The organism is Flavobacterium plurextorum (genome assembly GCF_024638035.1).
Taxonomy (GTDB): Bacteria; Bacteroidota; Bacteroidia; order Flavobacteriales; family Flavobacteriaceae; genus Flavobacterium; species Flavobacterium plurextorum.
In genome coordinates, this window is sequence record NZ_CP100442.1 from 4,073,413 (window position 1) to 4,096,776 (window position 23,364).

General features: G+C 33.7%; 16 protein-coding genes. 7 read left to right on the top strand and 9 right to left on the bottom strand.

The window, feature by feature from the left end; genetic code table 11:
- The first annotated feature begins 121 nt into the window (after positions 1-121).
- The 4 genes from NLG42_RS17970 (at position 122) to NLG42_RS17985 (ending at position 6,043) form a co-directional block, all read left to right on the top strand.
- Positions 122-1,024: an ROK family protein gene (locus tag NLG42_RS17970; RefSeq protein ID WP_099718510.1), complete on the top strand. Its 903-nt coding sequence runs from the start codon at positions 122-124 to the stop codon at positions 1,022-1,024.
- Positions 1,025-1,075: 51 nt separating this feature from the next.
- A complete protein-coding gene (locus tag NLG42_RS17975) occupies positions 1,076-2,080 on the top strand; it encodes an isoaspartyl peptidase/L-asparaginase (RefSeq protein WP_257681785.1) in 1,005 nt (334 codons plus the stop codon).
- Between the two features lie 165 nt (positions 2,081-2,245).
- The gene (locus NLG42_RS17980) at positions 2,246-3,691 is read left to right on the top strand and encodes an alpha-L-fucosidase (protein WP_257681786.1); all 1,446 of its coding nucleotides are present in this window, start codon (positions 2,246-2,248) and stop codon (positions 3,689-3,691) included.
- Positions 3,692-3,928: 237 nt separating this feature from the next.
- Positions 3,929-6,043, top strand: coding sequence for an alpha-L-fucosidase (locus NLG42_RS17985; protein WP_257681787.1), 2,115 nt, complete (start codon positions 3,929-3,931; stop codon positions 6,041-6,043).
- A 405-nt stretch (positions 6,044-6,448) separates the two neighbouring features.
- Here NLG42_RS17985 and NLG42_RS17990 read toward each other — a convergent pair whose 3' ends face one another.
- The 7 genes from NLG42_RS17990 to NLG42_RS18020 all read right to left on the bottom strand — a co-directional run bounded on the left by NLG42_RS17990 (position 6,449) and on the right by NLG42_RS18020 (position 18,393).
- Positions 6,449-8,689 (bottom strand): GH92 family glycosyl hydrolase, encoded by a 2,241-nt coding sequence (locus NLG42_RS17990; RefSeq protein ID WP_257681788.1) that lies wholly within the window; start codon positions 8,687-8,689, stop codon positions 6,449-6,451.
- Positions 8,690-8,693: 4 nt separating this feature from the next.
- Complete coding sequence (locus NLG42_RS17995; RefSeq protein WP_257681789.1) at positions 8,694-10,178, bottom strand: alpha-L-fucosidase; 1,485 nt, start codon at positions 10,176-10,178, stop codon at positions 8,694-8,696.
- Between the two features lie 284 nt (positions 10,179-10,462).
- Positions 10,463-12,784, bottom strand: a complete 2,322-nt coding sequence (locus NLG42_RS18000; protein ID WP_257681790.1) for a glycoside hydrolase family 20 protein — start codon at positions 12,782-12,784, stop codon at positions 10,463-10,465.
- Between the two features lie 255 nt (positions 12,785-13,039).
- The gene (locus NLG42_RS18005) at positions 13,040-14,119 is read right to left on the bottom strand and encodes a putative glycoside hydrolase (RefSeq protein ID WP_089056377.1); all 1,080 of its coding nucleotides are present in this window, start codon (positions 14,117-14,119) and stop codon (positions 13,040-13,042) included.
- A gap of 6 nt (positions 14,120-14,125) precedes the next feature.
- Positions 14,126-15,193 (bottom strand): carbohydrate-binding family 9-like protein, encoded by a 1,068-nt coding sequence (locus tag NLG42_RS18010; RefSeq protein WP_257681791.1) that lies wholly within the window; start codon positions 15,191-15,193, stop codon positions 14,126-14,128.
- A 7-nt stretch (positions 15,194-15,200) separates the two neighbouring features.
- Complete coding sequence (locus NLG42_RS18015) at positions 15,201-16,166, bottom strand: glycoside hydrolase family 130 protein (protein ID WP_089056379.1); 966 nt, start codon at positions 16,164-16,166, stop codon at positions 15,201-15,203.
- Between the two features lie 349 nt (positions 16,167-16,515).
- Positions 16,516-18,393, bottom strand: coding sequence for a sodium:solute symporter family protein (locus NLG42_RS18020; protein ID WP_257681792.1), 1,878 nt, complete (start codon positions 18,391-18,393; stop codon positions 16,516-16,518).
- Positions 18,394-18,933: 540 nt separating this feature from the next.
- Between NLG42_RS18020 and NLG42_RS18025 the strand changes: the two genes are divergently transcribed.
- The gene (locus NLG42_RS18025) at positions 18,934-19,992 is read left to right on the top strand and encodes a sensor histidine kinase (protein ID WP_089056382.1); all 1,059 of its coding nucleotides are present in this window, start codon (positions 18,934-18,936) and stop codon (positions 19,990-19,992) included.
- A 65-nt stretch (positions 19,993-20,057) separates the two neighbouring features.
- Positions 20,058-20,771 (top strand): LytR/AlgR family response regulator transcription factor, encoded by a 714-nt coding sequence (locus tag NLG42_RS18030; RefSeq protein WP_089056383.1) that lies wholly within the window; start codon positions 20,058-20,060, stop codon positions 20,769-20,771.
- A gap of 10 nt (positions 20,772-20,781) precedes the next feature.
- Here the strand turns inward: NLG42_RS18030 and NLG42_RS18035 are convergent, their stop codons facing one another.
- Together NLG42_RS18035 and NLG42_RS18040 are read right to left on the bottom strand one after the other, a co-directional pair.
- Entirely contained in the window at positions 20,782-21,114 is a 333-nt protein-coding gene (locus tag NLG42_RS18035; protein WP_257681793.1) for a 2Fe-2S iron-sulfur cluster-binding family protein, read from the bottom strand.
- Positions 21,115-21,122: 8 nt separating this feature from the next.
- Positions 21,123-21,476: a DUF488 domain-containing protein gene (locus NLG42_RS18040; protein ID WP_257681794.1), complete on the bottom strand. Its 354-nt coding sequence runs from the start codon at positions 21,474-21,476 to the stop codon at positions 21,123-21,125.
- Positions 21,477-21,743: 267 nt separating this feature from the next.
- On the opposite strand from NLG42_RS18040, the gene NLG42_RS18045 reads away from it, so the two are divergent.
- Positions 21,744-22,976 carry an ROK family transcriptional regulator gene (locus tag NLG42_RS18045; protein ID WP_089056385.1) on the top strand — a complete coding sequence of 411 codons (1,233 nt, stop codon included), beginning with the start codon at positions 21,744-21,746 and terminating at the stop codon, positions 22,974-22,976.
- Positions 22,977-23,364: the final 388 nt, after the last annotated feature.

Sequence of the window (23,364 nt, forward strand, 5' to 3'; positions counted from 1 at the left end):
TAGTTTGCAATACATGAACTGCAAATTAGTATTCAAAAAAAGAATAAACAATTTCTAGGATGCCAATACTTTTTGAGTATAAAAACTAAAACGAAAAATAACATAGAACAAAACTAAAAAAATGGAAAAAAGATTTGCAATAGCGATGGATGTCGGCGGTTCACATATTACTTCTGCAGTTGTTGATCTTAATGAGATGAAAGTTTTTAAAGAATCCCTTTTTAAGGTTTCTTTTGATTCAAATCTGCCTACCAATGAAGTAATGGATTTCTGGGAAAATGCCATTCGTGCAGTTTTAGAAAAACCACAACTAGAGAATTTATCTGGAATAGCTATGGCAATTCCTGGTCCGTTTGATTATGAAGAAGGAACCTGCTGGATTAAAGACCAAGATAAATATGAAAACTTTTATGGTCTAAATATTAAAGACCTTTTGAGAGAACGTTTTGATTTTGATCAAAACCTTCCTATTGTTTTTGAAAATGATGCTAAAAGCTTTGGCAAAGGAGAAGTTTACAAAAACATGGAAAACCTGCCTAAAAATGTTATGGCAGTTACTTTAGGAACTGGTCTCGGTGCCTGTTTTATAAAAAAAGGAAAAATTGTAAGCACTGGTCAAAAAGTACCGCCAAATGGAGAAATATGGAATCTTGCTTATAAAAACGGAATGGCGGAAGATGCTGTTTCTTTAAGAGCATTGCTTTCCGGCTATCATAATTTGACCGGCCTACATGTTAATAGCGGATTGGACTTATATCTTTTGGCTGTTGATGGAGATCAAAAAGCGATTCAGGCTTTTACTGAATTTGGAGAGGATCTTGCCGAAATTATAATTCCGTGGTTGAAAAGTTTTAACGTTAGTATGCTGGTTATTGGAGGAAAAATTGCAAATGCAGGAGACTTGTTTTTAAATGTTCTTAGAGAAAAATTAGAAGAATCAGGAATTGAAATTGAACTGGTTATTTCGACAGATAATGAAACTACCGCTTTATTAGGAGCTGCAAGCTTACTTTATGAAGCTTAAAAATAAACCCATTTCTGATTTTCAACAATCAGATTCAAAAAATAGATAATAATGACAAATCGTAGAAATTTTCTAAAAAAAACGGCAATGGCATCTGCGGCTGTTGCATTTGGTTCTTTTGCTGGAAGAGCGGGAGAACTTGCGGAACAAAATGAAGTTACTGACGGAAAAGTAAGAAAACCAATTGTACTTTCGACTTGGCGTTTTGGTCTGCAGGCCAATGAAGCTGCTTGGGAAGTGTTGAAAAAAGGAGGACGCGCTTTAGATGCCGTAGAAGCAGGTGTAAAAGTTCCAGAAGCTGATCCAAAAGAAAGAAGTGTTGGTTACGGCGGAAGACCTGATCGTGACGGACGTGTAACTCTGGATGCTTGTATTATGGACGAAATGTCTAATATTGGCTCTGTGGGTTGTCTTGAGTATATAAAACATCCTATTTCTGTTGCTCGTGCTGTGATGGAAAAAACACCTCACGTTATGCTTGTTGGCGATGGAGCGCTTCAATTTGCATTGTCTCAAGGTTTCCCTAAAGAAAATTTATTACTTCCAGATTCAGAACGTGAATGGAAAGAATGGTTAAAAACATCCGAATATAAACCAATTGCAAATATCGAAAATCACGATACTATTGGTATGATTGCACTCGATGCAGCAGGAAATCTTTCAGGAGCCTGCACGACAAGCGGTATGGCATTTAAAATGCACGGACGTTTAGGCGACTCTCCTATTATTGGTGCTGGTTTATATGTTGATAATGAAATTGGTGCCGCAACAGCAACTGGTCATGGCGAAGAAGTAATTAGAATTTCAGGCTGCCACTTGGTTGTTGAATTAATGCGCCAAGGAAGATCACCACAAAAAGCTTGTGAAGAAGCTGTTTCAAGAGTTGTAAAATTGATGAAAAACCGAAATAAAAATCTAAAAGATATTCAGGTTGGTTTTATTGCCTTGAATAAAAAAGGAGATTACGGTTCATACTGCGTTCAAAGCGGTTTTAACTACGCCGTTTATGACGAAACCGGGAATCGCTTAATTGATCCTGATTTTTATCTTAAATAACATACTACTTGTTATTGATTCGTTTCTAAGTATCTCTTATGTATACTATAAATTTCTTCAACACATAGTCCCGAAACTTCAGAACTATGTGTTGAAATTAATAACATCCAACGAGTATTAAATAAAAAGCTATCTAACCAAATATAGATAAAACAAACAACCACAATGAAAAATAAATTCCAGTTATTATTTACAGCATTAGTCTGTGCCAGCGCTTTTTCTCTGCATGCCCAAGGTGATTTCAGTATGGAAGCAAACAAATCTGAAGAAGCAGGTTATATTGCACCAAAAGATCCATTGGTAAAAGCCAATCTTGACAAATGGCAGGGTTACAAATTTGGTGTATTAATCCACATGGGACTTTACACTCAGTTAGGAACGGTTGAATCTTGGGGATTAGCTCCAGAAGACTGGGTAACTAGAGATGGTTACAACGATTATTACAAATATGCAACTGATTATAGAAATACAAAATACAAACTGAATCCTACGAATCTAAATTCAGAAAAGTGGGCTAAAATGTTCAAGAATGCGGGGGCAAAATATATGATATTTACCTCCAAACATCATGATGGATTTTGTATGTATGATTCGAAATTTACTGATTTTAAAATCACAAATCCCGAATTGCCTTATAGCAAAAACGCAAAAGCCGATGTGCTGAAAGATGTTTTAGATGCTTCAAGAAAAGAAGGTTTGGCTGTTGGTGTTTATTTCTCTAAGCCTGACTGGACAACTGAAACTTTTTGGTGGCCGTATTATCCGCCAAAAGACAGAAACCCAACTTATGACATTACTAAATTTCCAGAAAGATGGAAAAGTTATGTGCAATACACCCAAAATCAGCTGAACGAATTGACCACAAATTATGGTAAAGTTGATATACTATGGCTTGACGGCTGCTGGGTTCGACCGCTTTCAACTATAAATAAAAAAGTAGAAGAATTTTGCAAATATCCTTATGATATGGATATTGATATGAAATTAGTCTCAGAAACTGCCCGCAAGAAACAACCGGGAATGTTAGTGGTAGACCGCTGGGTTCCGAGTGAATATGAAAACTATTTAACGCCGGAACAAAAAACACCTGAAAAACCATTAAGCGTGCCTTGGGAAAGCTGCATTACTCTTGGCGGAGCTTGGGGATGGGTGCCAAATGATCATTATAAATCTTCAAAAGAAGTAGTTCAGTTAATGACGAGCATTGTCGTTAAAGGTGGAAATTTATTATTAGGCGTTGGTCCAGATGCCAAAGGAGAATTTGATCCAAAAATTGAAACTACTTTAGCTAATGTTGGAAAATGGTTAACTGTAAATGGCGAAGCTATTTACGATACTAAACCTGTTGCTCCTTACCTAGATGGAAAAGTTGGATATACACAAAAAGGAAATGCTGTTTACGGTATTTATATGCCAGCAAAAGAGGAAAAAGAACTTCCAGCATCAATCACTATTAAAACGGATAAAAAAGGCGTTTTAAAAGTCTCTTTATTGGGTTCTAAACAAAAACTAACTGGTAAAAAAGTAAACGGCGGTATTGAAGTTACAATTCCGCAAGAACTTAGAACTTCTTTAGCAGCACAAGAAGCTGTTGTGATTAAAGTGATTTAACAGCTAAACATACAAATACCTATAATTCATTATAATTTTATTTAACACATAGAAACATAGATATTAGGTTTCGACCAAAGAATACAAAAAAGAAACACGTTTCTCCCATATAGATGCTTATGTGTCATTTAAATTTCCGAAATGCATTTTTTTAAAGTAACAAATCTATCCCAAAGCATCGAGACCATGTGTTAAAAACAATAACGCCCAATGGGTTAAATTTATTAAATTCTAAAGATGAAAAAACAATTAATAACAATTTTGGGATGTCTTGCCTTTTTATCTGTGACAGCTCAAAAAGTAAGTGCTCCTGCACCTTACGGCGCGCTGCCAAGCGAACCGCAACTGCGCTGGCATGAAATAGAACAATATGTTTTAGTCCATTTTACGCCTACAACTTTCCAAAATAAAGAATGGGGATATGGAGACGCTGATCCTAAAATATTTAATCCAACAAAATTTGATGCCAGTCAAATTGTAAACGCAGCAAAATCTGGTGGTTTTAAGGGCGTTATTTTTGTGGCTAAACATCATGATGGATTTTGTTTATGGCCGACAAAAACAACTGCTTACAACATTAGTGCAAGTCCGTTTCGTAATGGAAAAGGCGATATGGTAAAAGAATTTGAAACAGCAACACGTAATGCAGGAATGAAATTCGGACTTTATTGCTCGCCTTGGGACAGAAATAATGAAGATTATGGAAAACCTGAGTATGTTACTAAATACAGAAATCAGTTAAGAGAATTATACACGAACTATGGTAAATTATTCATCACTTGGTTTGATGGCGCAAATGGCGGTGACGGTTATTACGGAGGCAAAAAAGAAAGCCGAAGTATCGACCGTGCTACTTATTATGATTGGGATAAAACATGGGCGATTTCTAAAGAATTACAGCCAGAAGCTGTTATCTTCTCTGATAACGGCGAAGTACGCTGGGTAGGAAACGAAAGAGGTTTTGCAGATGAAACTTCATGGGCTACTTTTACTCCAGAACCAATAGCTGGAAAAACAGTGGCTGTTCCTGGAGAAACTAATTACGAAAAAGCACCAACTGGAACTCGAAATGGTAAGTATTGGAAACCTGCTGAGTGTGATGTACCGCTTAGAAATGGCTGGTTTTATCATGCTAACGAAGATAATCACGTAAAATCAGTTTCGGAGTTGTTTGAGATTTATTGTAAATCTGTAGGTCGTGGTGCTGGTATGGATATTGGTCTTGCGCCAACTACAGAAGGCATATTGCATCCAAATGATGTTAAAGCATTAAAAGATTTTGGAGATTTCTTAAAGCAGACATTTTCTAATAACCTTGCACAATCTGCTGTAGTTACTGCTTCGGAAATTCGAGGTGACAATCAAATATTTTACGGACCTAAAAATCTTACTGATAACGATCGTTATTCGTATTGGGCTACAAGTGATGATGTAAAAAAAGCTTCTGTAATTTTAGAATGGGATAAAGAACAAACTTTTAATATCATTCGTTTAAGAGAAAATATTAAACTTGGACAACGTATTGAAAAAATCGAAATTGACGCTTTTGTCAATGGAAAATGGAAAAAAATAAGCGAAGCTACAAGTATTGGTGCTAACAGACTGGTGCGTTTACCTAATTATATCTCAACTTTAAAATTGAGAATTCGCATTGTAGAATCTCCTGTTTGCATTACTTTAAGTGATATTGGTGTATTTAAAGAACCTGAACAGCTGGCTGTACCAAAAATTAAAAGAAGCAGAGACGGAATGGTTTCGATTGCAACAGAATCTGCTGTACACGAAATTCATTATACAACTGACGGAACTGAACCTACTATGCATTCACCAATTTATAAAGAAGCTTTTTCGTTTTTAACTTCTGGCGATATTAAAGCCAAATCTTTCGGAATAGATATGAAATCTGGTGAAACTGCAATTCAATCCTTTAATGTTTGTAAAAAGGACTGGAAAATAGTTACTGCTTCATTCGAAAATGAACAAACATCAAATGCTATTGATGAAAACGCAGAAACTATTTGGAGTACCGCAGACAACACATCGTTAATGCCTCTGCCGCAATTCATCGTTATTGATATGGGACAAGAATTGGAGATCAAATCTTTATCGTATTTACCTCGCCAAAACGGAACTGGCGGAATTGTGAAAGATTACCAATGGCAAGTAAGCAGCGACAATACAAATTGGACTACAATTGCTGAAGGTGAATTTGCTAATATCAAAAGCAATCTTGTTGAGCAAAACATTACTATAAAAGCATCAGCGAAAGCCAGATATATTAAATTTACAGGAAAAACAACTGTAGACGGCAGATATATTACTGTTGCTGAAATTGGTGTAAAAACGAAATAATCCAGTTTTCTTTTACATAAATTAATAGAACCAAAAAAGGACTTTCAAAATTGAAAGTCCTTTTTTTTTAATTGTAATTACATTTCCTGAATTGGCTCCAGCTTTAGCTGGAGTTTATATAAAATCAACCAGAATGGCTTTAGCCAAAAATGCGTGATTTGGCTAAAGCCTTATTGTTATGAACATTAAGCAACTCCAGCTAAAGTTGGAGGCTATTCAATTAATTTAATACTAAAAAAAGCTTCTCTTAATGACATTGGGCTTCGAGATTATGCTACCTCAAAGAAACATGTTTTTGTCTTCTTTTTATACATAATCCTATTCGAGATTGGAACGGTGTTTCTATGTCTTAGATTGCTTTTCTAACAATTACACTCAATGGGTTAATTAAACTTTTTATTCCTCTTATTCCTGAATTACTTTTAATGTTGTTCCGTTTACAAAATCATCGTGATTCATAAAGAAGCTATTTAATGTTTTTCCGTTTAACTGAATTTCTTTGATTTTTCCATCTGTATTCATTACCCTTTCAATTACAATATTATCTTTTTTGTAATACCTTGAATCTAGTTTAATTGTTACTTTATCAAACATTGGTGTCGTAATAGTGTAAATTGGATCTCCTGGTGATATTGGATAAATTCCCATCATAGAATAAACCAACCAAGCTGACATAGTTCCTGTGTCATCATTTCCAGGTAATCCTTTTGGTTCATTTTTAAAATATTCTCTGACCAATTTCTTAACCATTTCCTGACTCTTCCACTCCTCACCTTTTACATAGTTAAACAAATAAGGATATGCGATATCTGGTTCGTTTGCCATATCAAATTGTTTTATGTCAAACACTTTTTGCAATTGTTCCGAAAAAACTTTATCTCCGCCCATTAATTTAATAAGTCCTCTTATGTCATGCGGAACCATAAAAGCATATTGCCACGCGTTACCTTCTATAAAGCCAACATTTTCCTGAAAATTAGCTCCTGCGTTAGGATCAAAAGGTTCGTACCATTTTCCGTCTGGTGTTCTTGGTCGAAGTAATTTTAAGTCTTTATCATATAATTTTTGGTACGATAATGATCGTTTATAAAAACGCTTATAATCTTCTTTTTCTCCTAAAGCTTTTGCCATAAGTGCAATCGCATAATCTGAAACATTATATTCTTCTGTTGTAGAAACTGATCCATGATAATTTGTTGACAAATATCCTTTTTGAATGTATTCTTTAAGCCCAGGTCGCAGCGGATTTTCTTCAATTTGATCTGCTCCTTTCAGCATGGCGTGATATGCTTTGTAAATATCAAAATCCTGAATACCTTTTAAACAAGCATCTGCTATAACAATACTAGCTGGATCTCCAACCATTGTAAATGTTTCTGTCGAGTTTAATTCCCATTTAGGCAGCCATCCATTTTCATCATACATCTGCAGCATGCTCTTTATCATATCAGATTGCTGTTTTGGATAAACTAAAGAAGTTAACGGATGCATATTTCGATAGGTATCCCATAACGAAAACACTGTATAACGTGTATCATTGGTTCTTCCAACCTTTGTTCTTTTTATTTTGGGATACTCGCCATTAATATCATTTAATGTATTTGGATGAATTAAAGTATGATATAATGCGCTGTAAAAAATAACTTTATCCTGATACGAACCACCTTCTACCAAAATTTTAGAAAGTTCTTCGTTCCATTCGTTAAATGTTTCTTTATACACATCATCAAATGATTTATACGCCGTTTCTTTTTCCAGATTCTCACGGGCATTTGCAACACTTACATAAGAAACTCCAATTTTAACTTCGACTGTTTCAGTTTTGTCAAAATTATACGAAAAATAAGTTCCAATGCTGTCTCCAACAACGGTCTTAACTGTATTTTTCATTATTCGGGTTTTACCATTATATCCCATCCATTGCGCTTCGACACCTTTGTATTTTGTTGTATTTTTCCAAACACCAAAATGGTCAGCTGGCTTAGAAAATTTAGCTACGAAATAAACCGGATAAGCATCTTCAGGACTATTATAACAAAATGATCCAACAGAACGCATTCCTTCAATTTCTGTCGATGAAACTACTTTGACCATTGCACCTTCTTCATTTGTTAATCCTAAACCTAGATTCAACAAAATATTAGATTGCCCTTTTGGGAAAGTGAATTTGCTTACTCCTACTCTTTTTGAAGCCGTAAATTCACCCTTAACATTATATTTGTCTAAGTTTACACTATAGTATGCTGTTTTCGCCACTTCTTTAGAATACGTTGAACCGTATTTTAAATGATTGGTTTCTACTGCTCCAGTCGTTGGCATTAACATAATAACACCCAAATCTGGACAGCCTACACCACTTAAGTTTACTTGACTAAATCCTGTTAAAAATGTATTCTCATTTACATAAGGATTCGACAACCATTGACTGTCTTTTTCTAACGGATTTTGAGATCCTGCCACATTAAACGGGCTGATACTTGCCATTCCTCTTGGCGCAATAGGCCCAGGAAAAGTAGCTCCATAATTGGAAGTTCCAATAAGCGGATTTACAAAATCTGCAGGTTGCTGTGCAAAAGTATTTATGCTAAAAAACAGCATACTAAAAAAGCATGCTGTTTGTGTTATTCTCTTTTTTCTTAAAAACATATTCTTATTTGTTAATCGCTTCAATCTTTAAAGTCCACGCTTCTTTACACGGTAAATTAGCACTTAAACTTTCTGGAATTGTAACTTTAAATCCGTCCGCTAATTTCGTCCATTTTAATGGTTTATTAAAACCTAACATCGAGATTTTTGTACCTTTTTTTGGATTTATAGATTTTACAACAACTTCTGAAGGAATTTTCTGTTCTCCTTCTTTGGCTAAATAAAACAAGAAAACGTTTCCGGCGTTATTTTGTGTCATGCAAATATTATCTTCTTTATAAGGTGCGATAGGTTTTGTATCATAAATTGCAGAGCTGTTAACTTTCATCCAGTCTCCAAAAGAAGCTAACAAATCATAAGCTCCCTGCTGCCATTCTCCTTCTGGACTTGGAGCAACATTCAACAATAAATTCCCGCCTTTTGCAACTACATCAATAAGCATATGAATTCCTTGTCTGCCTGTCATATATTTTGCATCAGGCGTGTATGACCAGCCGCCGCCAGAAGTAATACAAGATTCCCAAGGATAAGGAAGTGTTTTTTCAGGAACACGGTTTTCAGGTGTTAAGTAGTTTTGATTTTTACCGTGAACAGCTCTGTCAACCACTATTAAACCTGGCTGTTTCTGACGCGCTTTTACAACCAATTCATCCATTTTAACATCTTGGCTTACCACTCTATGTTTTATAAATCCATTTTTAGAAGTGTTTTCTAAAAACTTTGATTTATAATATTCATTTATACTTTTCTGATCTCCTTTTTCTACCCAGCCGCCATCAAGCCATAAAATATCAACTTTTCCATAATTGGTTAAAATTTCTAAAATTTGATTATGGGTGAAATCAACATATTTCTGCCATTTTTCAGGATATAACGCTGGATCATAATTTACGTTTCTGTCAAATGGAGGAAAATAAGGATCCCAGTAGTTTTCGTTGTGCCAGTCCGGCTTAGAGAAATAGGCTCCTGTAGAAATACTTTCATTTCTAAAAGCATTAAAAACCTCTTTCAAAATATCCGCTTTTGGGTTACTGCTGAAAGCGCATTCTTTATCAGTTACTTTATAATCAGTATATTTAGAATCATACATCGAAAATCCGTCATGATGTTTCGTGGTAAAAACCATGTATTTCATTCCCGCTCCTTTTGCTGCTTTTGCCCATTTTACAGGATCAAACTTTGTTGGATTAAAGGTTTTCTTTAAACCTTCATATTCTTTTACATATTGACTGTAATTACCTGGATTGCTTCCTTTTTTACGTTCACACCATCCATAATCTTCAGGACAAATTGACCATGATTCTACAATTCCCCATTGACTATATGTTCCCCAGTGCATCAACAATCCAAACTTTTTACCTTGCCATTGCTCTAGATTTTTTAAAACTAATGGATCTGTTTCCGGCACGTAACGTTCGTCTTCATAAATAGCCTGAGAGAACATTTGTACAGAAAATAATACTGCGATTAATACTATTACTTTTTTCATCTTTGGTTTGTTTTTTTTGGTTTGGTTTTACTGCAAAAATTTGAACTTAGATTGCAAGGAACTTTAGTTTTACACTAAATAACCACGATCATTGTCATTTCGACGAAGGAGAAATCTTAGAAAGAAACTCCACAATCAAAAGCGACAATCTTTGTAGAGCTACTCGCGAAGATTTCTCCTTCGTCGAAATGACAAAAATGCGCAAACTAACTTCAATCTTAAGCTTTTATCAAAGTTCCTTACATCTTTGGTTAAAAACTTTGACATAGTTTATTTCTTATTATTTAATTCACTAGAATTTCATCAACAAACAACCAAGAACTTTCGCCTCTCGGGCTTTTCTTTAAGTTTGACGCTATTACTTTTATGAATCGAACATTGGTTTTTTCAAAATTGATTTTAAAATCTTTTAACTCTGAAGTAGGATTAGAGGCATAAGGACGCGATACTTTACCTGCTTCTTTGTATTTGATGCCATCGTTTGAAACTAAAACTTTTACTTGTACTGGAAAAAATATACCTGCACCTTGACTTTCTAAAGTTCCAATAATCACTTCTTGTACACTTTCCTGCTTCTCTAGATCAATAACAAGTTCCATGTCGTTAACAAGCCAAGCCTGCCATTGTCCATCATGAAAATTCTTAGATCCGCGAATTGTATTTACCATTGTAAAAGGACCGTCCCCTTTATAACTGTTGTTAAATGGTGTTAAGTAATTGACTTTATGCGCTACTGCTTTGTGGAATACAATAGTGTCTGTAAAGGTTTTTCCAACTGGTTTGTCATTCTGAAATAAAGAAGCTTTTAAAACTGTTGTTTGATTAAACTGAATCGGATTTGTATATTTCAGAGCGTTTATGTCCAACGTTTTATTACCTAAAACATATCGAATATCTGGATTTGGAAATTCATTTTTTAAAGTCACATTAATTTGTTTCTTCACTATATCTGCACTTGAAACTGCTGTAACTAAATAGGCACTTTTTGCATAATTGATTCCCAAGTAATCGTATCGTTTTAATAATGGTGCTAGTCTGGTTGTAAAGTCATTCCAATTGCGACTTTCTTTAGAACTCCATAAAACTTCGGATAAAGCAGCTAATCTTGGAAAAATCATATACTCCGAGTCTTTTGGCGCCGAAAGGAATTCGGCCCATAAATTAGCTTGCCCGCCCAAAACATGTGCCGCTTCTTGCGGTGTCATTCCAGATACAACAGGATCAAACTCGTAAACTTTATTTAAAGGATTGTAAGCATCAAAAGCTAATGGCTCTTCATTTTGAGGACCTTGATAAAAATTAAAATAACAAGGAGATTCTGGAGTCATAATAACATCATGACCTTGCTGTGCTGCTTCTGTTCCTCCTTTAGTTCCTCTCCAGCTCATTACGGTAGCTTCTGGTGCTAATCCGCCTTCTAAAATTTCATCCCATCCAATAAGTTTTTTGCCTTTAGAATTGATGTATTTCTCCATTCTTTTTACAAAATAACTTTGCAGTTCATGAACATTTTTTAAGCCGTGTTCTTTCATTCTTTTTTGGCAATGCGGACATTTTTCCCAATTTGTTTTTGTTGCTTCGTCACCGCCGATATGAATATATTTTGAAGGGAATATTGTAATTACTTCATCAATTACATTCTCAAGAAACTCAAATGTAGATTCTTTTCCTGCACAGTAAATATCCGTTATTGGCCATAATCCACCAGACGGCACTCCAATACGCTGATCAAAACAAGCCAATTCTGGGTACGCAGCAATTGCACTGCTTACGTGTGCCGGCATTTCGATTTCTGGAACAACTTCTACATTTTTTGCAGTAGCATATTTTACGATTTCTTTTAATTCCTCTTGTGTTAAAAATCCGCCGTAAGTACCTTTTTGGTCAGGGTTTGTAAGCAATCTTGCATTCCATGCTAAATTTTCCTGATCGACTCTCCATGCACCAACTTCTGTTAGTTTTGGATATTTTTTAATTTCAATTCTCCAGCCTTGATCGTCTACTAAATGCAAATGTAAAACGTTCATTTTGTGCATTGCCAAGCGATCGATTGTTGCCAGAATATAATTTTTATCAAAGAAATGACGCGATAAATCCAACATTAAACCTCTCCATTGAAAGCGAGGTTCATCAGTAATCGTTACATTCGGAATTTCCCATTTTACAATTGTAACAGCATGTTTACTTTCGATTGCAGTTGGAAGTAATTGTCTAATCGTTTCTAATCCGTAGATAAAACCTGCGTTACCTTTTGCTGTAACAGTAATTGTATTGTTATTGATTTCTAATCTATAGGCTTCGTTGTGAAGATTCGAATCAACTTTAAACTGTATGTAATTGTTCTTTGGTGCTTTTGTTCCAATAATTGGGCGCCAGCCTGCTGCAGCTCCAAATTTGTTTATTAAAGCGTTTGAAATGTCTTTTTGAAAATCTGTTGCAGCAACAAATACGGTATTCTTAGAAAACTCAAATGATCCTGATTGTAAAACCACCTGATTAGGTTTTGGAATGATTTGAATGTCTTTTTCTGTAAAAACTTTTTGACTGTAACCCGAACTTAAAACGGCTAAAAATAGTAAGGTGAATAAGGGTTTTAATGTTCTCATAATTATTATTTTAATTAGGATATGATTTTAAACTGGTATATTTTTTTATCCTTCAAAAGATACTCTTTTTTAGAAAACGCTATACATTTTTCTGTGTCAGTGCAGCATTCTTAAAAAACATAATAGGAAGCATTTATGGGCTCCCTATTATATTCCTTTATTTTATAATTCTGTCAAAACGTTTGGTATACGCTCGCAGCTATTATTGAAGTAATTTGTAATGATACTATGCTTTTGTTCTAAATAAAGTTTTGATTATTTTAAACTTGCTTTTGTTTCTTTAATTGTTTTAAAGTTACTCTCAGACAAAGCATTTCCATCAAAGAAAGAAACTCCTACTGCTCCGTTTTCTTTTGCATATAAAATAGCTTCTTTCAGCTCTTTATCTGTCTTTAAGCCTGGAACATAAATTCCTGTGTTGATTTTTGTTTTTTTATCTTTTAAGTCCGCAACACCTTGTTTTGTAGCATAACCAACCCAGTCAATTTCTTCATCATAAAAACTGTTATAAATCATTGGATACACTTGATCGATATTCCATTTATCCCAACGCTGGCGCACCATATGATCTGCCATTTCTGGATAAGGAAATACTGCTGCCGTAAGGTTTTTGTTGTGTTTATGCACAATATCATAAGCATCATTAACCACAGCTTGAATAGCATTTAATCTAAAGTTTTTCCACTCCATATCGATTGAAGTATTGTGACTTTCTTTCGGGTTTTTATGGTGAATTTTTTCGAATGCTTTTACACATTCATCACAGTAACAAAAGTCAAATTGAGGTAATTCTACATCTTGAACTAAGTTATATTTTGGCAATAAACTAATTGGTAAAAAGATGTCTGGAAAACGAATATAATCTAAGTGAACACTTTCGATTCCGTCAACTTTTGCTAATTCTTCAACTAATTTTAAAACGTGCTCTCTAGATTCTTTTCTAGTTGGGCATAACCATTGGTAGTAATCTACATAAGGGCGTGTATCAAAGCAGGATTTACCTTCTTTGCTTACTTGATACCATTCTGGATGCTGCAATGCAATTGAGTCTCCAGGTCTGTTCATTGCCATAATCCAAGCGTGTACTTTTAAACCTTCTTTTGTTGCTAAAGGCACTAAGCGGCTTAAAAGCTTTGGATCTGTCGAAGTGTTTATCAGTACTTCATCAATTCCTCCATCTTTGTATTTTTTAAACTCTTTAGTATAATCTGCATCCGATTTTTTGGCATCGGCTGTAGTCCATACTCCAAATTTAAAAGTGGTTTGTTCTTCTTTTTTAGTACATGAAAAAATACTAAATGCTAATAAAAAAAGTAATAGTTTTGGTAGTTTCATAGTGGTTTATTTTGTGATTATTTTTCCATCCTGCCTTATTACAAATGTTGTATTGGTGAATGGACTTTTTACTAAAATATTATATCCTGATGAGTGATTTTCTATTGTTGGTTTTAAAATTTTACCATCAACACTAATGCTTTTTGTGGTAAGATCTGTGATAGACTTTGCCCAAGTTTTATGTTTTTCAAAATATCCTTTTTGAGCACGATATAAAGAATACAATTCCCATCTTACTTTTTCGTCTTGCGGAATTGTAAAGCTATCTTTTCCTTCTTTAGAGGAGAAATAAACATAACCCCATTTTTCTGGCTCATGCATGTTGATTACACCCATTGGCGACCAAACCCAGTTGTACTCAGGCAAAAATTTTCCTTCGGCATCTTTCTTTCTCTCATAAGTTCCATTTTTAACACTGTGCTGCCAGTTGACTCTCGAAAAATTGACTCTCCAAAATTTATCTGCTGGAACATTTTGATCAAAGAATGTGGTTTTGTAAGCTGCCCACGGAATGGCCATTTCTAAAACCCAGCCTTCATCTGTATCATTTGGATTATTAAGTGTTCCGTTAACTTTTACTGCCGATTTTAAACCTGGAATATTCCAATCGTTTGCCACGACAATATCGCTTTCTCTATAAGGTTTTGTCAGGAACAAATCCCAAGCTGTATTTAAAGCGTTTATTTCTAATTCGTAATAGTTAAAAGTATCACTGTCTGGATCAACAAAAACTTCAAAATCATTGTTGTAAAAAATAATGGTATCGCGTTGTTTTAAATTTGCCCAAACGTGCGGTTCTTCCATTTTTGCTAATATATAGAAATTGGTTTCATCCCAAAGCATTTTTACTTTGGTTGCATACTTTGGTTTTACACCATTTTCAATATCTTCAAAAAGATCTGTCCAATCTGCTTTACTCCACGAAGCATCAGATTCGTCTCCGTCAATTACGATTGGTTTGGTTGTTTTTGCCGCAACATACGTTTTAGGAATAACTGGTTTCTTTGACTGCGAATACGCAGTTATCGAAATCAAGCCTAAAGCAACAGCAAGCCATTTAAGTTTTAAAACCATCTCTTTTTTATAAACTGTTATCTTTTGTAAACTGAACTACTTCACTTAATTTACCAAATGCGATAGCAACAACTGTATCGGCTGCACCATAATAAACGGCTAATTTATCTTCTTCTGTGTCATGCAAAGCTGCACATGGGAAAACTACGTTTGGTACATCTCCAACCATTTCATAAAGCTCTGCAGGTCCTAATAAATAAGGCTGTGTTCTGTATTTAACTTTGTCTGGAGAATCAACATCTAAAAGTGCTGAACCCATGGCATAACGGAAACCGTTGCAAGTATTAATAACTCCGTGGTAGATCATTAACCAGCCTTCGTTTGTAAGAATTGGAATTGGTCCTGCTCCAATTTTGGTACACTGCCAAGCACTATCTTCAAAAGGAGTTGGTTTCATTACCAAACGGTGTTCTCCCCAGTATTTCATATCCGGGCTGTAACTAATCCAAATATCTCCAAAAGGTGTATGTCCGTTATCACTTGGACGACTTAACATAGCGTATTTTCCGTTGATTTTTTGCGGGAACAAAACACCATTTCTATTGAATGGTAAATAAGCATTTTCACATTGAAAAAACTCTTTAAAATCAAATGTATATCCAATACCAATCGTTGGTCCGTTGTAACCATTACACCAAGTAATCCAGTAACGATCTTCGATAAAAACAACACGTGGATCATATTTATAAGCAGATTCGATCATATCTGTATTACCTGCTTTCATTTCGATTGGTTCATGATTAATTTCCCAGTCGATTCCGTTTTTACTAAAACCAGCAAAAATGTTCATTTGAACTGCTTTATTATCACATCGGAAAACTCCTGCAAACCCATCTTCAAAAGGAACTACAGCACTATTAAAAATACTGTTTGATGATGGAATAGCATATCTTTCAATAATTGGATTTTCAGTGTATCTCCACATTACATCATTACTGTTTTCAGGTCTGTCTTGCCAAGGAATAGTGCTCATTTTTATATTTTTTGTTTATTGTTTTTTTTCTGTTGTTTGTTGTAAAGACTTGGTTCTTCTTGTTACTCTCAATTTTGTCCTTTCGACTGAAAGAGGAAATCACAATAGAAGCTCCGTTATCAAAATCGTCAATCTTTGTTAATTCCCGAGTGTGATTCCTCGTTCCTCGGAATGACAAACTGCGGCGCAAAGTTTTCTATTTTTAAACACATAGAAACATAGTTTTTAAAATTTAAAAAGTGGTTTTGGTTAGTTCAAAAGATGCAGCTATATGTGTGGAACCTTATCTTTTGTAATTTTTCTTTTCTAATCGTAAAAATCTATGTTTCTATTGTGTTTACTATTTTTCTTAATCTGTTATTTTTCGAACTTTATCCAGCCATGTGAATTTTAAAATTATCATTGTTACTAAAAATACCAATAACGCAACAAAGGCTTTTGGATAATCTCTGATAACAAAATAAATTGGAAGTAAAATCATACTTGACTGCCACACAATTCCGATTACACAATTTAGCATATCTTTCCAGAAATCGTTGTTCTTTTCGAATTTTTGATCTTCTACTTTTAATGTTTTATAAACTGGTCCCCACCATCCCCAAGGTCTAACATTGGTATAGAAAGATCTTAAAACTTCCATATCTGTAGGTTTACTTAAAAACGTTCCTAAAAGACAGCCTAAAATTGAGAATCCAAATATTGCTGGAAATAAGTAAATTGCCTGTACTTGTGATAAATCATACAAAAATGTTCCTTCTGCAAATGTTCCTTTATACTGTCCTAGAACAAACTGTAAAGAAGCCACAATTAAACCTGCAAACATTCCCCAGAAGTATCCCCAACCGTTAAAACGCCACCAAATCCATTTTAAAAAGTTCGCCGCCACATAACCGCCGTACAATGCACTTGTAATCCATAAGGTTAAAGAATTAATCGATTCTGCGAAAAATCCCATAAAAACTCCCAAACCAACAACTACGAACGAAGATATCTGACTTACTTTTATATAATGTGCATTTGATGCAACAGGCTTGAAGTATTTTTTATAAATATCATTTACAATATAAGCTGGTCCCGCATTTACAAAAGCAGAGAATCCAGACATAAAAGCAGCTAATAAACCTGCTAATAAAAGTCCTTTAATACCTACTGGAAGATATAAATTAACCACTTTTGGCATTAATAATTCTAAATCGGCTCCAGTTAAATTTAAATTAGCATTTAATTCCGGCGCTAAATTTATCAAGGCAATTACAACAATTCCTGTAATTAATAAATATCTTGGAATAAATAAAATCAAGTTCGTAAAACCACTCATATAAGCAGCTTCTTTTACAGATTTTGTAGACAAAATTCTTTGTAAATCGTAACTTGGCGTTGGTCCTGCAACACTGGCGAAGAAACCTTTAAACAATGTCATTCCGATAAAAGCGCCAAACATTTTATAACCTTCTGAATCAATTAAATTATTGAAGGTCTGAAACTTTTCGCTCCACTGCGTTTCAAACTGCCATCCAAAGAAGACGTTTTTCCATTCTTCGGTAATTACGGAGTTTATTTGAATATCGGTGTAATTTACAAAAGCGTAACCAGCAATTAAAACGCTGGCAATAATCATAATTAAATATTGCACAACTTCAGTTGCAACTACAGAGAACATCCCACCTTTTACAGTATAAATTGTAGTTAAAAATATGATTATTAAAGCATAAGATCGCTCAGAAGTTAGTAGAATTAAATCGCCAGAATGAAGCGTTAAATCCCAAGGAAGAATAATGGTTATAAATTTCCCAATTCCTTCAAAAAAATAGGCAATGAAACCTATTGTAGAAATAATAGCAAAAATTGCGACAATAATATGAGATGCTTTTCCGGCTTTATCATTTCCAAAACGAGTTAAAATCCATTCAGAACCCGTCATTACTTTTGACCTTCGTATCCAAACGGCGAGAAACATCATTACAAAAATCTGATTCCAAATTGGCCAAAGCCACATAAACATAAAACTTTTTACGCCGTATAAAAACAGTACTCCAATCATCCAGGAAGTTCCTGAAACATCAAACATTCCTGATCCGTTGCTTAAACCTAAAAAATACCATTTGATTGTTTTTCCGCCAAGGAAATAATCATCTAAACCTTTTGAAGCTTTTCTGGAAATCCAGATTCCTATTCCTACTGATAGCACAATGTATGCTATGATGATTGATATGTCAATGATATTCATTAATTATAATATTGATTTTTGGGGTTAGTTAAATTTATGTTGGTTTTCAGTTTTTATTCGTGATAATTTTACACCAATAACGTTGATCTATTGTTTCGGCTTTTATGACATGGACTGCCATGTAAAGCCTCAGGATTTGAAGATGTTGATCCTACATAGATTTTAGAATCTTTAAGAAAAACTTGGTAATAACACGGTATTGATCTTTTGTAAGCATGACTTGATATTTTATAAAGTTGAGTGGCTTTCTTTGCGGTAAAATCAAGTTTTTTTCCAGCGGTTTTAAATAAAAAATTTCTCAAATCACTAATTACTGTTTGTTTTACAAAGAAAGCTTGTTGACTATTATTTTTAATTTGCTTTATTTTACAGCTTACTATTAGAATTGAAAACAAAACCTATAAGTAAAGCCATTCATTAAAAAAAATAATAATTTAACTTTAAATTTATACAAAATTGAATTTTACTTAAATTATTTTAGACAAACGACATCTAAACAAAGACAAACATCAAAAAAGGCCGCAAAATATACTTTGAATTATGAATTTTAGTACAAGCAAATTATATCGAATACCATTACAATATCATATCCTTTTTTGGCTTACTTATTTCTTGTTTAATACTTTTCGCTGGGGAATTTATTTTAATGATTACGGCTACTCTTTCAAGACTAATTTACTGGGCTTCCCTATTCACATGACCTTGTGCTACTTGAATATTCTTGTCTTCATGCCTTATTTGGTTTATCGAAAAAAGTATCTTTTATATATCCTTGCGGTATTGTCTTCGATATTTATAATGGTTATTATAAAGTTCAACCTTACGTATTTATTAATAAATCATGATGTTTGGCCGGAAGGACCAGAAACTATCGATAAACTTTCGCTCAACTACACGATTGATATGATGATTGGCGAATTGTATGTAATCACTTTTGTTACGGCTATTAAGATTACATTAGATTTCATGAAGGAGCAAAAACGAGTAACTGATCTTGAAAAATCACAATTAGAAACAGAATTATTGTTTTTGAAATCTCAAATATCACCGCATTTTCTCTTCAATACACTTAACAATATTTATTCGCTGTCTGTCGAAAAGTCAAACAAAGCACCTAAAATTGTTCTTAAGCTTTCAGAGTTAATGCGTTATATGTTGTATGACACAAAAAACACTCGACAATCGCTGGAGAATGAAATATTATGTATTCAGAATTATCTTGATCTGGAACGAATTAGAAATGACGATCGATTGGTAATAAACATGTCTGTTTCTGGCGATATTCATGACAAAGAAATTGCACCTATTATATTATTGACTTTTATCGAAAATGCTTTTAAACATGGTGTAAACAAGAACACTGGAAAGGTTGTGATTGATATAAATTTTAAGGTAAAAGGTAATTTCCTGCATTTTACAGTTTCAAACCCACAGCCTGAAATCACTGCTCTTGAAGACAATTTTAATGTATCAAGCGGTATAGGTATCGAGAATGTCAAAAAAAGGTTAGAACTGGGTTATAATAAAAACGAGTATAACCTTTCATTTAAGAAGAAAAAGAATATTTTTGTCGTAAAGCTTGTAATTAAAGTCACTTAAGACGACTTTTCTTATATTAAATTTTATACGCTGCATTATTTTGCTTAAAAAGTAATAATAGAGAAATGAAAATAAATTGTTTGATTATAGATGACGAGCCGTTGGCTATTAATGTTATTAAAAATTATTTAGAACCACTTGAAAATTTTGAGGTCATAAATACTTTTAGTAACCCAATAGAAGGTTTAAATTTTGTAAAAAACAACAAAGTTGATGTCATTTTTCTAGACATTAATATGCCAGTTCTTGATGGTATTAATTTTATAAAAAGCCTGGAAGATCCGCCTTTGCTTATTATTACTAGTGCGTACAGTCAATTTGCAATAGAAACTTACGAACTTGATGTATTGGATTTCTTAGTAAAACCTATCGAGTTTCCGAGGTTAATGAAAGCGTTGAATAAAATCAGTAAAAGACTGGAAAGTAAAACCAATCCGACTCCTGAAAATTCTGCTGAAAATCCTTTTATTTTTATCAAAATAGATAAGAAAAGAATGAAGAAGATTTTCCTGAATGAGATTTTGGTTATCGAAAGCTTAAAAGATTATTTAAAAATAAGCACCTTAACGGGGAAATACATTATACACAGCACCTTATCTGACTTTACCGATTTACTTCCTGAAAGAAATTTTCTAAGAATACATAGATCGTATACTGTTGCCATTGATAAAATCGACGCTGTTGAAGGAAACAGTGTAGAAATCGAAGGCTTAAGATATGTAATTGGCAGATCGTATATGGAGCATGTAAAACAAAGAATTTTAAATTCTGCTAACTAACTTTTACAAATTACAATTCCAGAATTTCAATCTGCGAACCATCAATATCACTTGTAACGTACAATTGACAGGAAAGCCGAATATTCTCAGCCGTATATCCAAGTTTAGATAATGTCGCTGGTTCGTTTCGATCTTTTTTTAACGCATTTCCTTCAACACCATTTAATTTGATGATGCAAGTGGCACATCTGCCAACGCCGCCGCATTCGCCAAAATCATCTAAAAAAAGCTTATCTCGAAGCAAAAACATCAAACTGGGATATTCGTGTACATAAGTTTCAATTGTACGAATTGCACCGTTGTATATAACAGTAAAGCAAATACTCTTTCTATCTATAATCAAAACTCAGGTTATTTATTGTTGAGCAAAAAATCTCTCAAGATAACTGCATGATTTATTACAGGATCTTTTGCGGCATATAATAATGTCAAAGATTTCTTTTCTGCCATATTTCTTAAACGCGTCGTTTCTTCACTTTTTAGATTCAATTCTTGAATGTAACGTTTAGTAAATTCTGCGTAACGTTCCTCCTTATGAGCAAACCATTTACGTAATTCTGTCGATGGTGTAATTTCTATATCCCATTCATCAAAACTTAAATCTGTTTTACTAAGTCCACGCGGCCATAATCGGTCAACAAGTATTCGGTACGTTCCGTCACTTGTTTTATTATCATAAACCCTTTTTATAATTATAGTCTTCATTTTTATTAGCTTCTTTTGCAGCTGATCCTTCATTATTTATTAGAAACAAAAAATCAGAAACAGCAGCAATAACAACTCATTCTATAAATTTACAAATTAATTGACAATTTGAAAACGTCATCTTATGAGTTCTTCCTATTTTATTAAAAAAGTTAGAAATTTAAAATCCCTATACGCTATTTTAAATAAATTTAATATTGTCTGCTGTTTTTTAATTCTAATTTAAAAAATAAATTAAATTTGTGTCAACCCATAAAACACAAAGCAATGAGTTTAAAAGATTTATTAGACAATAGTAAAGACAAAAGTCTGTCAGAACAAAAGTGGCATATGTTAAGACAATTTATCACTAAACGTTTACTTACTGGCGGAAATGCAACCATTGCCGAATTAAGTGCTGAAATACAATCGAGCGTTCCAACGGTGACTAAAGCTGTTAACGAATTATTGGCTGAAGGTTATGTTGTTGATATGGGTAAAATTACAAACAGCGGCGGAAGGCGACCTTCATTGTTTAGCATTAATCCAACTTGTGCTTATTTTCTTGGGGTTGAAGTAGGATTAACAAGTATGTCGATCGGACTTCAAAATATTAAAAATGAGTTAGTAAGTATAGAACTTGGCACCTCTTTTACTTTAGAAAACACGCAAGAATCTTTATTACAATTTTGCAATCTTATCAATTCTTTTATCGAAGACAGCTCTGTTGAGAAAAAATTGATTGTAGGAGTCTGCATCAACTTTTCTGGCCGAATCAATTCAATGGAAGGTTTTAGTTATAATTACTTCTTTAGTGAAAATAGACCTTTAACAGAGATAATATCTGAACAATTAGATCTTCCCGTTCATTTAGAAAATGATACTCGTGCAATGGCGTTTGGTGAATATTGTGAGGGTGTTGTCGACGATGAGCAAAACATAATCTTTGTAAATTACAGCTGGGGAGTTGCTATCGGGATGATTACAGATGGAAAACTTTATTATGGTAAATCAGGCTATTCTGGAGAGTTTGGACATAGTACTATTTTTAATAATGAAATCATGTGCAAATGCGGAAAATTAGGTTGTTTAGAAACCGAAATATCGGGTTGGTCACTTGTAAACCAATTTAAAGAAGCCGTAAAAGAAGGCAAACAATCTAAAGTTGTTCTTGACGATTCTTCATCAGAACTGCAGCATCACACTATTATAAAAGGAGCCATAAATCTAGAAGATACACTTTGTGTTGACCTTGTAACACAGCAAAGCGAAAAAATGGGACGTTATTTATCTATTCTGCTTAACATCTTCAATCCTGATCTACTGGTAATTGGAGGAGATTTCGCACAGTTAGGCGACTATTCTTTACTGCCTATTCAGTCTGCATTAAAAAAATATTCATTAGGTTTAGTTAACCGTGATATGAAGCTTAAAAAATCTACTTTAGGCCGTCGTGCGGGCGTTATTGGCGCTTGCTGCGTTATAAAGGAAAAGATGTTATTTCCTCTAATCAACAACTAATTTTTAGTTTTCTTTCTTAATTATTAAAATATTTTAATAACTAAAGTTATTATATTAAAATATTTTATATCTTTACTTCATAATAATAAAATAATTTATTCATAAAGTTATCATAACCTTGATTAAGCTGTTAAAATTTAATCAATCTATAATAACTAAAAAAAATGAATATTGATTTTATTGTTATGAAGCACGCAGCATAAACAATTCATTAAACTAGAGGTTTACAAAATCCTCAAAAAAAAACAAAAACAGGAAGGAGAAAAAGGAGAATACAAATTTTTATACGTAACAATAGAATTAAAGATCATAGAGAATTATCAATAGAACCAATTGCATACCCCATTTATTTTCTAGTCATAAAAAAGCCAGCTAATGCTGGAAACAT

Coding starts and splice junctions, on each gene's coding strand:
- NLG42_RS18040 (WP_257681794.1), bottom strand. CDS start 21,476: ATGAAGACTATAATTATAAAAAGGGTTTATGATAATAAAACAAGTGAC.
- NLG42_RS18020 (WP_257681792.1), bottom strand. CDS start 18,393: ATGAATATCATTGACATATCAATCATCATAGCATACATTGTGCTATCA.
- NLG42_RS18010 (WP_257681791.1), bottom strand. CDS start 15,193: ATGGTTTTAAAACTTAAATGGCTTGCTGTTGCTTTAGGCTTGATTTCG.
- NLG42_RS18045 (WP_089056385.1), top strand. CDS start 21,744: ATGAGTTTAAAAGATTTATTAGACAATAGTAAAGACAAAAGTCTGTCA.
- NLG42_RS18015 (WP_089056379.1), bottom strand. CDS start 16,166: ATGAGCACTATTCCTTGGCAAGACAGACCTGAAAACAGTAATGATGTA.
- NLG42_RS17985 (WP_257681787.1), top strand. CDS start 3,929: ATGAAAAAACAATTAATAACAATTTTGGGATGTCTTGCCTTTTTATCT.
- NLG42_RS17970 (WP_099718510.1), top strand. CDS start 122: ATGGAAAAAAGATTTGCAATAGCGATGGATGTCGGCGGTTCACATATT.
- NLG42_RS17975 (WP_257681785.1), top strand. CDS start 1,076: ATGACAAATCGTAGAAATTTTCTAAAAAAAACGGCAATGGCATCTGCG.
- NLG42_RS18025 (WP_089056382.1), top strand. CDS start 18,934: ATGAATTTTAGTACAAGCAAATTATATCGAATACCATTACAATATCAT.
- NLG42_RS17980 (WP_257681786.1), top strand. CDS start 2,246: ATGAAAAATAAATTCCAGTTATTATTTACAGCATTAGTCTGTGCCAGC.
- NLG42_RS18030 (WP_089056383.1), top strand. CDS start 20,058: ATGAAAATAAATTGTTTGATTATAGATGACGAGCCGTTGGCTATTAAT.
- NLG42_RS17995 (WP_257681789.1), bottom strand. CDS start 10,178: ATGAAAAAAGTAATAGTATTAATCGCAGTATTATTTTCTGTACAAATG.
- NLG42_RS18005 (WP_089056377.1), bottom strand. CDS start 14,119: ATGAAACTACCAAAACTATTACTTTTTTTATTAGCATTTAGTATTTTT.
- NLG42_RS18000 (WP_257681790.1), bottom strand. CDS start 12,784: ATGAGAACATTAAAACCCTTATTCACCTTACTATTTTTAGCCGTTTTA.
- NLG42_RS17990 (WP_257681788.1), bottom strand. CDS start 8,689: ATGTTTTTAAGAAAAAAGAGAATAACACAAACAGCATGCTTTTTTAGT.